General features: G+C 37.9%; 12 protein-coding genes and 1 other annotated feature. Of the genes, 6 read left to right on the top strand and 6 right to left on the bottom strand.

Annotation, left to right across the window (positions count from 1 at the left end; translation table 11 throughout):
• Positions 1 to 335: 335 nt before the first annotated feature.
• Positions 336 to 587 (top strand): DUF2535 family protein, encoded by a 252-nt coding sequence (locus V7161_RS03710; RefSeq protein WP_335442362.1) that lies wholly within the window; start codon positions 336 to 338, stop codon positions 585 to 587.
• A 62-nt stretch (positions 588 to 649) separates the two neighbouring features.
• Here the strand turns inward: V7161_RS03710 and V7161_RS03705 are convergent, their stop codons facing one another.
• Positions 650 to 1,165: a DoxX family protein gene (locus tag V7161_RS03705; RefSeq protein WP_335442360.1), complete on the bottom strand. Its 516-nt coding sequence runs from the start codon at positions 1,163 to 1,165 to the stop codon at positions 650 to 652.
• Positions 1,166 to 1,403: 238 nt separating this feature from the next.
• Here V7161_RS03705 and V7161_RS03700 point away from each other — a divergent pair, with 238 nt between their 5' ends.
• Positions 1,404 to 1,541: a hypothetical protein gene (locus V7161_RS03700; RefSeq protein ID WP_335442359.1), complete on the top strand. Its 138-nt coding sequence runs from the start codon at positions 1,404 to 1,406 to the stop codon at positions 1,539 to 1,541.
• 70 nt (positions 1,542 to 1,611) lie between these two features.
• On the opposite strand, the gene V7161_RS03695 is transcribed toward V7161_RS03700, so the two are convergent.
• Positions 1,612 to 2,490: a LysR family transcriptional regulator gene (locus V7161_RS03695; protein ID WP_335442358.1), complete on the bottom strand. Its 879-nt coding sequence runs from the start codon at positions 2,488 to 2,490 to the stop codon at positions 1,612 to 1,614.
• Positions 2,491 to 2,711: 221 nt separating this feature from the next.
• Here V7161_RS03695 and V7161_RS03690 point away from each other — a divergent pair, with 221 nt between their 5' ends.
• Both V7161_RS03690 and V7161_RS03685 read left to right on the top strand, forming a co-directional pair.
• Positions 2,712 to 3,338, top strand: a complete 627-nt coding sequence (locus tag V7161_RS03690) for a chromate transporter (RefSeq protein ID WP_335442357.1) — start codon at positions 2,712 to 2,714, stop codon at positions 3,336 to 3,338.
• A gap of 15 nt (positions 3,339 to 3,353) precedes the next feature.
• Positions 3,354 to 3,896 carry a chromate transporter gene (locus V7161_RS03685; protein ID WP_335442355.1) on the top strand — a complete coding sequence of 181 codons (543 nt, stop codon included), beginning with the start codon at positions 3,354 to 3,356 and terminating at the stop codon, positions 3,894 to 3,896.
• Positions 3,897 to 4,020: 124 nt separating this feature from the next.
• On the opposite strand, the gene V7161_RS03680 is transcribed toward V7161_RS03685, so the two are convergent.
• A complete protein-coding gene (locus V7161_RS03680) occupies positions 4,021 to 4,287 on the bottom strand; it encodes a hypothetical protein (protein ID WP_335442353.1) in 267 nt (88 codons plus the stop codon).
• 25 nt (positions 4,288 to 4,312) lie between these two features.
• Here V7161_RS03680 and V7161_RS03675 point away from each other — a divergent pair, with 25 nt between their 5' ends.
• Positions 4,313 to 4,900: a fructose-bisphosphatase class II gene (locus V7161_RS03675; RefSeq protein WP_335442351.1), complete on the top strand. Its 588-nt coding sequence runs from the start codon at positions 4,313 to 4,315 to the stop codon at positions 4,898 to 4,900.
• Positions 4,901 to 5,296: 396 nt separating this feature from the next.
• Here the strand turns inward: V7161_RS03675 and V7161_RS03670 are convergent, their stop codons facing one another.
• Together V7161_RS03670 and V7161_RS03665 are read right to left on the bottom strand one after the other, a co-directional pair.
• Positions 5,297 to 5,971 (bottom strand): uracil-DNA glycosylase, encoded by a 675-nt coding sequence (locus tag V7161_RS03670; protein WP_335442349.1) that lies wholly within the window; start codon positions 5,969 to 5,971, stop codon positions 5,297 to 5,299.
• Between the two features lie 105 nt (positions 5,972 to 6,076).
• Positions 6,077 to 7,294 carry an ROK family transcriptional regulator gene (locus V7161_RS03665; RefSeq protein WP_335442347.1) on the bottom strand — a complete coding sequence of 406 codons (1,218 nt, stop codon included), beginning with the start codon at positions 7,292 to 7,294 and terminating at the stop codon, positions 6,077 to 6,079.
• Positions 7,295 to 7,590: 296 nt separating this feature from the next.
• Here V7161_RS03665 and V7161_RS03660 point away from each other — a divergent pair, with 296 nt between their 5' ends.
• Entirely contained in the window at positions 7,591 to 8,412 is an 822-nt protein-coding gene (locus V7161_RS03660) for a purine-nucleoside phosphorylase (RefSeq protein WP_335442345.1), read from the top strand.
• 57 nt (positions 8,413 to 8,469) lie between these two features.
• On the opposite strand, the gene V7161_RS03655 is transcribed toward V7161_RS03660, so the two are convergent.
• The gene (locus tag V7161_RS03655; protein ID WP_335442343.1) at positions 8,470 to 9,798 is read right to left on the bottom strand and encodes an amino acid permease; all 1,329 of its coding nucleotides are present in this window, start codon (positions 9,796 to 9,798) and stop codon (positions 8,470 to 8,472) included.
• A 55-nt stretch (positions 9,799 to 9,853) separates the two neighbouring features.
• Positions 9,854 to 10,082 (bottom strand) — a binding site (T-box leader).
• Positions 10,083 to 10,096: the final 14 nt, after the last annotated feature.

Genomic DNA, 10,096 nt, shown 5'->3' with positions numbered 1-10,096 from the left:
GGGCAATGAAACGTTCTTTTATTTACTTGTACCTCACGTTCTACGTTACCGTAAACTTTTTATCATCCCGTTTTCTGTCACGTAGGCCCTTCCTACGTTACCCTTTTCCTCATTTATCTCGGATACAGTCACGTAAACCCTTTTTATGTTACCCTATTTCTCTTTTTTTCCGGTTTTCGGTCACTTAGACCCTTTTTGCTTTTAGAAAAATGAATTGTTTGACTCAACTAACAGACCCTTTATAAAATTTGTCCATAAAATTTTAACAATATTTTGACGCTTTAGTGTTCTAATGCGCTATAATAGTTTAAAAATGGTAAAAAGAAGATGATATTTTGTTATTTAAGAGCCTCGAATACAAAAATTCAACAGGACAAAAGATTAAAATCGTTGATATTCCTGTTCTGGATAAGAATAATCCCTATTTTTTTATGATGAAAGCTCGCCTGGAATCCTTTATTTTATCCCTTAATAAGAATCCTCAAGAAAAAAGCTGTTATTCCTTCCGTGATTATATGAAGCCAAAAATGAGATGGCCTGATTACAAAAAGTTATTCAGCCTTCAGGAATTTAAAAATAACGCTTAAAAATATAAAAAAAGCTTGCAGAGAACGATCCATTTCTCTGCAAGCTTTTTCATTTTTTATATTTACGCAGTTACTCTCGTTTTTTCATTGTCAGTACCTTTTTTGCTCATTTTTCTGATAAAAGGAACGACCCAACGGTCTAAACCGATTCTTCCTGCGTTATAACCAGCTGTTAAGATGATGAAGCCTAAGAAGATGTCTCTTGGGTTATGAGATACTGTACCTGCAAGGAAAAAGCTGAAGTTCATGAATAGTCCAAAGAACATCGCTGTTGTTGTTAAACATCCTAAGATTAAGCCTAAGCCGATTAGTGTTTCGCCCCAAGGTACTAATATGTTGAATACATCAACGTTTGGCAGGGCAAAGTGTTTTAAGAAATCTACATACCAGCCAAATACCACTGCACCATCTGGGCCTTTTACTGGATTTGCGATTGCTCCTTTTAAGAAGCCCGAAGCATCAAAACCGCCTGTTAATTTATGAAAACCTGCTGTAATCCAAGAATAACCGAGGTATAAACGTAAGACTGTTAAAATAACAGCTGAAATCTTATTTTCTCTTAAAAATTTGTTAAACATAAATGATTCCGCCCTTCAAAATTTTGTTTGTTCTTTATGGTATCAATATATTACTTTTTCCTATAAAAAACATGGCAATAGTGATAAGTTCACAGTTTGTTTGAAATCCTTTGACAAACTATTGAACGGCGTAATTTGTAAGTACTTTTTAAAAAGGGGATTTTTTCAATATGAGTTTTAACTAACATTAATTGGAGAAACTATCAGCATGTATTGAAATTTTCCTTTGGAGGTAATGATGATGAAAGATCATCGGAAAAATACGGTGAATATTGTTTCGAATGAAGCAGTACGGGGCAAACCCTATCTTGATATTGACCGTGTCATTACGGAGAGTAAATCAGAACAAGCGCAGGAAAAATATAAAACCACTTAAGAAATAGGGATGCTCTTTACTTTTAAGGCATCCCTTTAGACAGCTCTTTCACGATCTCGCAACAGCCACATTAATTATGATGGATGAAATCCAAAAATTTAGAAACGCCCAATTTGTTGAAACGGTAGTGTTTTTTAACCAGCCATAAATCCCTGATAATCTTTACTCCGATGATTATCACTTCTCGTAATGTCCCTTGTTCCAATTCTTTAGCAACCGTTAAACGCGGCAAGATACTAATCCCAAGGCCAGCCTCTACAGCGCTTTTGATCGCTTGGGTACTCCCTAACTCCATATAGCTTTCAATTTTATCTAAAACTCCATTTTCCCTTAGCATATTTTCTACGATCAGACGTGTACCAGATATCGATTCACGCCAGATCACTCTTTCATTTGCCAGCTCTTCTATGTTAATTTGCTCATCCCACGAATGATCGGGCGAACAAACGAGAATAAGCTCATCAACCGCATATTTCTCGACCGTCAGATTACCGTTGTCCACGATTCCCTCCACCATGGCCAGGTCAATGACATCATTGGTTAAATCCTCTAAAATGCCAGGAGTATTTTTAATCGTCAAGGTTACTTTGATATCAGGCATTTCTTTCTTGAACCGACCTAGCAGACTGGGAAGTAAATATTCCCCAATAGTAAAGGAAGCCCCAACATGGAGAGTGGTATTTTGCTCTCCTGTTGACTGTTTAATCACTTCGCTGGAACGATAAAAGTCGTTCACGATCGATTTGGCAAACGGATAGAGCAGCTTTCCGGCCTCTGTAACCCTCATCTTCCCTTCCGTTCTGTCGAATAACAATGTCCCATAATAATTTTCCAGTTGGTGGATTTGTCTCGTTACAGCTGGCTGCGTGACATAACTTAATCTGGCGGCTTGACTGATGCTTCCTTCATCCACTACCAAACAAAACATTTTCAAATTTTCTATGTTCACGAAACAATCTCCTCCTGGTATTTGGATTTCAATATAAAATATGGTAACACAGAAAGTATAAAAAACAGATACTTTTACTGGGGTATAACAATTTATTATACCCTATAATTTTGTTGCAATTTATTCCCCTTGACTCATCTGATATCATAATAGATGTGTGATAGATTCTATAAAAATATTATTCTAATATAAAAAGATCGTACTAAGGGAGAAGGGTAAATATGAAAGAAGAATGGAGAATGCTGTTCCAACTATTTTGGACCTTTTTTAAAATTGGCCCCGCTACCTTTGGCGGTGGTTTTGCAATGATTCCACTAATAGAACGGGAGATAGTTGAAAAGAAAAAATGGATAGAAAGTGAAGACGTTACGGATTTGTTTGCCTTAGCACAATCTGTTCCGGGAGCAGTCGCCATCAATTCGGCCTCCTTTATCGGACACAAAGTAGGCGGAGTCAAAGGGGCAATCGCAGCAATGATCGGGGTTTCGCTGCCAACCTTTTTAATTGTGTTAACTCTCGGAATTTCTTATCTATTCATTCATGATAATCCGAAAATCGAAGCTGCATTTGTTTCAATCAGAGCTACTATTTTAGCCATCATTGTTTATGCAGCTATTAAAACAATCAAAACATCCATCGTGGATAAAACGACGTTTTTTATTATGCTCATTGGCGTGCCAGCATTATTCTTCATTCATCCGGTCTTAGCCATTATCCTTGGTGCTGTAACTGGAACGGTTTCCATTTTTATTAAAAGAAAACTTGGCTACAAAATAACGCCAAGAAAATCCAAGGACAAAGTTACATCCTATACTAGCCATGATTATTTTATCGGGGATGGAATTTAAATGGGAGGAATCTAAATGGTTTTGTGGCAGTTGTTTAAAACATTTTTTATGATAGGTTTGGTTTCTTTCGGCGGGGGATATGCAATGATTCCGATTATAAGCTCGGAAGTCACCCGCTTCGGATGGATTCCGGCAGAACAATTTACCAATTTAATTGCCATTTCAGGGATGTCACCTGGTCCAATTGCAACCAATAGCGCCATTTTAGTTGGGTATTCAACATCCGGAATAGCTGGTGCCATCATATCGGCTATTGCTATTTTAATTCCCTCTATAATATTGGTTATTCTAATCGCTTCATTTTTTAAAAGGATGCATGATAACCAATATGTTCAATCCATGTTCTACGGATTAAAGCCTATTGTTACTAGTTTAATCATTTATGCCTCTATAAGTTTTGCGTTATCAAATCACTTGCTTACTTTTAATATCTCATTTCGCATGGTAAGTCTACTGGTCATTTTTGGACTATCCTTATTTGTATTAATTAAATACCGCTGGCATCCTGTTTATGTCATTATCCTTTCAGGATTAGTTGGTGTGGCCCTATATAGCTAAATCCAACAAGAAAAAGATATTAAAAGAGCTAAGCAGTATTTAATACCCGCTTAGCTCTTTTATATTCTACTTCAAATTACCTTGGTTACGCTTTCAAAAATAAGATTGGAAATGCAAAGAAATCCTATTCTGCAATTTCCACTTGAATATTGTTGGTGATGAAATAATCCTTTATTTCATTAGAGACATCTTCATCAGTAATAAATAAGTCGATTTCGTTTGGACGAGCAAACGTTGCGATTGAGCTTTTATTCACCTTACTGTGATCAAGCAAGGCAATGACTTTGTTGGCAACCGAAACCATGACCTTCTTTAATTCTACTTCATACAAACTAAAATCGGAAAGTCCGTCTCTAAATATTTCTCCGTTGATCAGCGAACATCGTTTCACCCTCCCATTTCATCTAGAATCATAGATGAAGAAAATCGCTGTCGGGCCAAAAGCGAAGGACTGCATCAACATAGAAATATCCTTAACGGAAAACATGAAGGCCGTGGCTAAAGCGCTGGGAAAAGATGTACAGGACTTAACAATAATCATCCAGGACCGAGAGCGTCATCAAGATTTAATAGATGAAGTCATTAAGGCTGGAGCAACAGTAAAGCTATTTTCTGATGTGGATATCACTTGGGCATTAGCCACTGCTTTCGAGGAAATTGACGGTGATATATTAGTAGGAACTGGCGGTGCACCAGAAGGGGTCATCGCAGCAGCTGCCTTAAAATGTCTCGGGGGAGACTTCCAGGCAAAATTGGTTCCTGATAATCAAGCAGAATTTAACCGTTGTTTACAGATGGGAATTCCAAACCCTGAAGCCCCATTAACAATCGGTGATATTGTAAAAACAGATGATTGTTTCTTTGTTGCAACAGGCATCACGAGCGGACCACTGTTGAAGGGTGTAAAGAAAAAAGAAAATGGGGCTACATTGACTCAATCTTTAGTGATTGTAGGCGGAGAAATGAAAAACTATCAATATGTTGACGCTACTTTTTTAAAATAGGGAAACATCGATTCTTACTAATTTTGAATTTCAGTACACTAAAAAACTAAAAAAAGACGACTTTCACCAATCAACAGGATTAAATGAAAGTCGTCTTTTTGTTTAAGGAAAATAAAGGACATTTTGCTTGTTCCTGAAGCAAGTTTTGTCCTTAAGAAGAGCTATTAGGGACATTTCGCTTGCTCCTGAAGCTGATTTTGTCCTCAAGAAGGGCTATTAAGGACATTTTGCAGGCTCCTGAAGAGAGATTTGTCCTTAACAAGCCAATAAAAATCGAAAGATTCCTGTAGAATTAGATGTAAAGGAAACAATGGATTCCGGTACGAAAAGTGCATTTAAATCACCTGTATAAGGCCATCTTAAGGTTATTAGAAGTGCCCATATGGATTTACCAATCTATAAATCAGGTATTTGCCAATCGATCTCCTTTAACCCGATTTCCCGCAAAATTTCATTCGTTCGGGAAAATGGTCCGCTTCCAAAAAAGCCCCTTTTGGCAGAAAGTGGACTTGGGTGAGGCGACTTAATGATGAAATGCCGTGAGGAGGTAATCAGCTGTTGTTTTTGTTGGGCAAATTTCCCCCAAAGGATAAATACAACTGGTTTCTCCCTTTGATTTAATGTTTCAATGACTTTGTCAGTGAACATCTCCCAGCCAAGGCCCTTATGGGAGTTTGGGGTTCCCGCCCTGACCGTTAAGACCGCATTGAGCATCAATACCCCTTGCTCAGCCCACTTCACCAAGTAACCATTGTTAGGAATATAGCATCCAATATCATCCTGAAGTTCCTTATAAATATTTTGCAGTGATGGAGGAACAGTCACCCCTGGCTTGACAGAAAAACTTAATCCATGGGCCTGCCCAGGACCATGATAGGGGTCTTGTCCAATAATGACTACTTTTACATCATTATACGGAGTTAAATGCAGCGCATTAAAAATATCATATTGATCCGGATAAATGTCTCTAGTTTGATATTCTTCCTTTAATATTTTATGAAAATGTTGATAATACGGCTTCTCGAATTCCCCCTCAAGTAAAGAGGCCCAGTCATTTTTTAAAATAGCCATCGTTAATACACACTCATTTCTAAAGATATTAAACTATTTCCGTTATAGTAGTGGACAGGTGCCTGGCACCATCTATATTCTGTAAGATTTTGACACTTTGCATTTTTATGGAAGAAATTCTTCAGTGAAATGATCTAAAACCATACATCCCGCACCCTGAGCGACAATATTGTAGGCTGTGGTTGATTTAATAATCTGGACAGGGCTATTTGGATAATGCATCATCCGCTTTTGTGCAATGTCAGAGGCAACCTCGAAAAAGAGCGGTTTAGGTACCAGGGTTCCTCCGCATATGACTATATCAGGACGCAGCAGATAAATTAGATTAGAAAGGCCGATACCAAAATAGTAAGCCGCCTCCTTCACTACCTCCAGACATAGCGAGTCTTCTTGCTCGAGTGCTTCCAAAATATGAAAAAAATTAATATCTTCCACATCAATGAATTTTTCTTTAAGAAAAGAATTTTGACCACGTTTCAACCTCTGGATCACTTCATTGCGAATAGCCGGCAGACTGCTGTATGCCTGCAAACAGCCATAGGATCCGCAGGAACATCGTTGTCCATGAAGATCCACAATCATGTGTCCAAATGCATCCGCCATTTCCTTTTGATTAGTAACCAATCTGCTATGGAGGATCATACTGCAGCGAATGCCCATATCACTTGAGACAAAAACTAGATTATCTGTTTCTTTCCAATAATGAGTACGATATTCCGCTAATGCCGCTAAATTAGTGCCATTTTCCAACAATACAAGCGTTTGATTTTTTTTGTGTAAATAGTCGATAATATTCAGTTGATCCCAGCCGCCAGCTGGAAATAAGTGTGGATTTAAGATAACTCCTTGTTCCTGATCTATGGGGTCAAGTACGCCTACACCAATTCCGAGCAATTTCCCCTTCGGAATGTTATGTTGATCCAGCAGCTCTTCGACAGTTCGGGACACAAAATCTAATGTGTACTCCCCTGTACAATGTGTATCCATTTTTAATTTTTCTCCACTTACGATACGTAAATCTAAATTAAGAAGGAGCACTGTCGTGTATAAATTAGTGATCTCCACTCCAATTAAATAGAAAGCATCAGGATCGATTACATACATCAGCGGCTTCCGTCCGCCACTTGATTTCCCTAATCCATTATCTTTTACCAGTCCCGCCTTAACAAGATCATCCAGCAAACGAACACATGTCGCATGTTTATAACCAGTCAGTTCTGTTAAGGTTTTTATCCTTACTGGTCCTAACTTGCGCACTAAGCTATATAAATGCTTTAAACTCTTCTCCTTTTGCGAGGATAAACCCACAAATTGATTCAGCATACTTTTCCTCCAACATACCATTATACGATTTGCCAACTCTTTTTAGTTTACTCGATTTATCACTAAAGAAGAAGGTATTGTTATTTATCTTTTTATCATTTTTTATAAAAGTTTATTATTATTATACTAATCATTGAAAAAATACTATCTTTAATTCGATACTTTTTATCAAAATGATTTTTAGTCTATTTACATAAGCAAAAGAATCATTTACACTTTTATTGAAGTAATGGCGCAAAGTTTAACAGCATGTCTTTTAACACATACGTTCTATTCATTCAAGGGAGGAATTTTTCATGCACAAATTACAAGATATTTTTGAGGCAAGAGATTTTATTATGAGTAAAACGGACTTCCGTCCTACAATTGGAATGATTTTAGGGTCAGGATTAGGAACTCTTGCTGATGAAATTGAAAATCCTGTCAAGATTCCCTATAGTGAGATTCCACACTTTGCTAAGTCTGAAGCTGTTGGACATGCAAATGAATTGGTCATTGGGGAATTAAAAGGAAAGACCGTAGCCGCTATGAAAGGCCGTTTCCACTACTATGAAGGCTTTACATTAGATGAAGTTACTTTCCCTGTCCGTGTCTTAAAAGCGCTTGGAGTTGAGAATCTAGTCATTACCAATGCTTGCGGCGCTGTTAATACAAGCTTTAACCCTGGGGATTTAATGCTAATTACGGATCATATTAATTTAGTTGGAACCAATCCATTAATTGGTCCTAATAATAATGAGCTGGGCACACGATTCCCTGATGTTTCTCAAGTATATAATCTTGGTTTACGCAATATTGCTGTTCAAGTTGCCAAAGAACAAAACATAACCCTTCAACAAGGTGTATACGCATGGTGGAGTGGACCGGCCTACGAAACGCCGGCGGAAATCCGCATGATTCGGACATTAGGTGCCGATGCGGTAGGTATGTCTACCGTTCCAGAAGCGATTGTTGCAACCCATGGAAATATGAAGGTACTTGGAATTTCATGTTTAACCAATATGGCATGCGGAATATTAGATCAGCCACTAAGTCATGATGAAGTCATTGAAGTCGCAGGAAAAGTTAGAACAACATTTGTTCAATTAGTAAAAGGTATATTAGAAGGAATAGAATAGACAGAAAATAAGCGGCTGGGGAATTAATCATCAGCCGCTCTTACTTTTTGCCTATCTTCAACTATTTAGCTTTTTGCCTCTAAAAACCGAACATAGAATTAAGATAAATAAAATACCTATACAAACAAAAATACTCACTCGATTCTGCTCACTGAAAGCAAATGCCACACAACTTATACTTAACGCTAATGCAGTAAAGGAGGTTACATATGGAAAGCCCCAGACTTTAAAATGCGGCAGCTTTGTATAAGTTTTCCGAAGCTTCAGTTGTGCTAAACAAATGCTGATCCACACTAAGGATACCGTAAACCCTGGAATGGCCATTAAGTACCCAAAAACACGGTCAGGTGAAAAGTATGCAACAAATGTCCCTCCAATAAGAATAATAGCGCTAAAGATAACACTATATAATGGAACACCGTTTTTAGAAACAAATGAAAACTGTTTCGGTGCTTCCCCTTCTGCAGCTAATGAATACAGCATTCGTGTACAGCCATAAATCCCGGAGTTTGCAGCAGACAAAACAGCTGTAATAAGGACGAAGTTCATAATGTGAGCTGAGCCACCAAATCCGACTGCAGATAACACTTGCACAAATGGGCTTGCTTGGCTGCCGATTTCATTCCAAGGAATTAATCCGCAAATGATAAGGATTGGGAGCGTATAGAATATCACGATTCTCCATATTACTCCTTTAATCACTTTTGGCAATATCTTCTCTGCTTCCTTCGTTTCAGTTAATGTCAATCCGATAAGCTCGGTACCGCCATATGAAAAAATGACGATTAGCAGTGCGGAAAACACTCCTGACCACCCATGCGGGAAGAATCCTTTGTGCTGTACATAATTTTGCACATAGTCAGTTTCATTACTCGGGATAAAACCGAATAAAATACCAGCTCCTAAAACTACGAATAAAACAATCATGGTAATTTTAATACCGGCAAACCAAAATTCAATCTCTCCATAACGCTTTACATTCATTAAATTAATAGCCACTATGAAAAGAGCACTAATAAGGCTTAAGGACCATAAAGAAAAGGAAGGAAACCAATATTGCAGAAAGCTCCCTGCTGCAATTACTTCAATGACACATACAACTAACCACATAAAACAGTACAGCCATCCAATCACAAAAGACACGTTCGTTCCAAATGCTTTATGAATAAAACCTTTCATATTTAGTCCAGGATAAGCAATGGCCATCTCCGCGATTGCCCCCATAACAACAAGAAGCAATAACCCTGCAAACAGATAAGAAAAAATAACGGCAGGCCCCGCTATTGAGACTGTCTCAGCAGTACCTTTAAAGATACCTGTGCCGATTGCTCCTCCGAGTGCCATCAAACGTATATGACGAGGCAATAAACTTTTTTGTAATTTCATTATTGTTTTCTCCTTTATTTATTTCCATAATAAAAAAGTCCCTACTGATTGTATCAGTAGGGACGATTATATCGCGGTACCACCCTAGTTGCAGACACAGTCTGCCTCTCGACTTTGTTAACGATCATGTTTGACCGTCTTTCCCTTCATAAAGGTCGCCCTTTACTTCGAAAAAAATGCTCCGGGACCGAAATTCATCCTTATCTTTGTACTGATTTTCACCTTCCATCAGCTCTCTACAACAGTGAGATAAGCATTACTTATATTCCCTTCATTGCTCAATTATTTTCAATTAATA

It is taken from the genome of Neobacillus drentensis, assembly GCF_036965425.1.
Taxonomy (GTDB): Bacteria; Bacillota; Bacilli; order Bacillales; family Cytobacillaceae; genus Neobacillus; species Neobacillus drentensis_F.
Note: the sequence above shows the minus strand (reverse complement) of the source record. Positions and strands in the feature narration are given on the sequence as shown.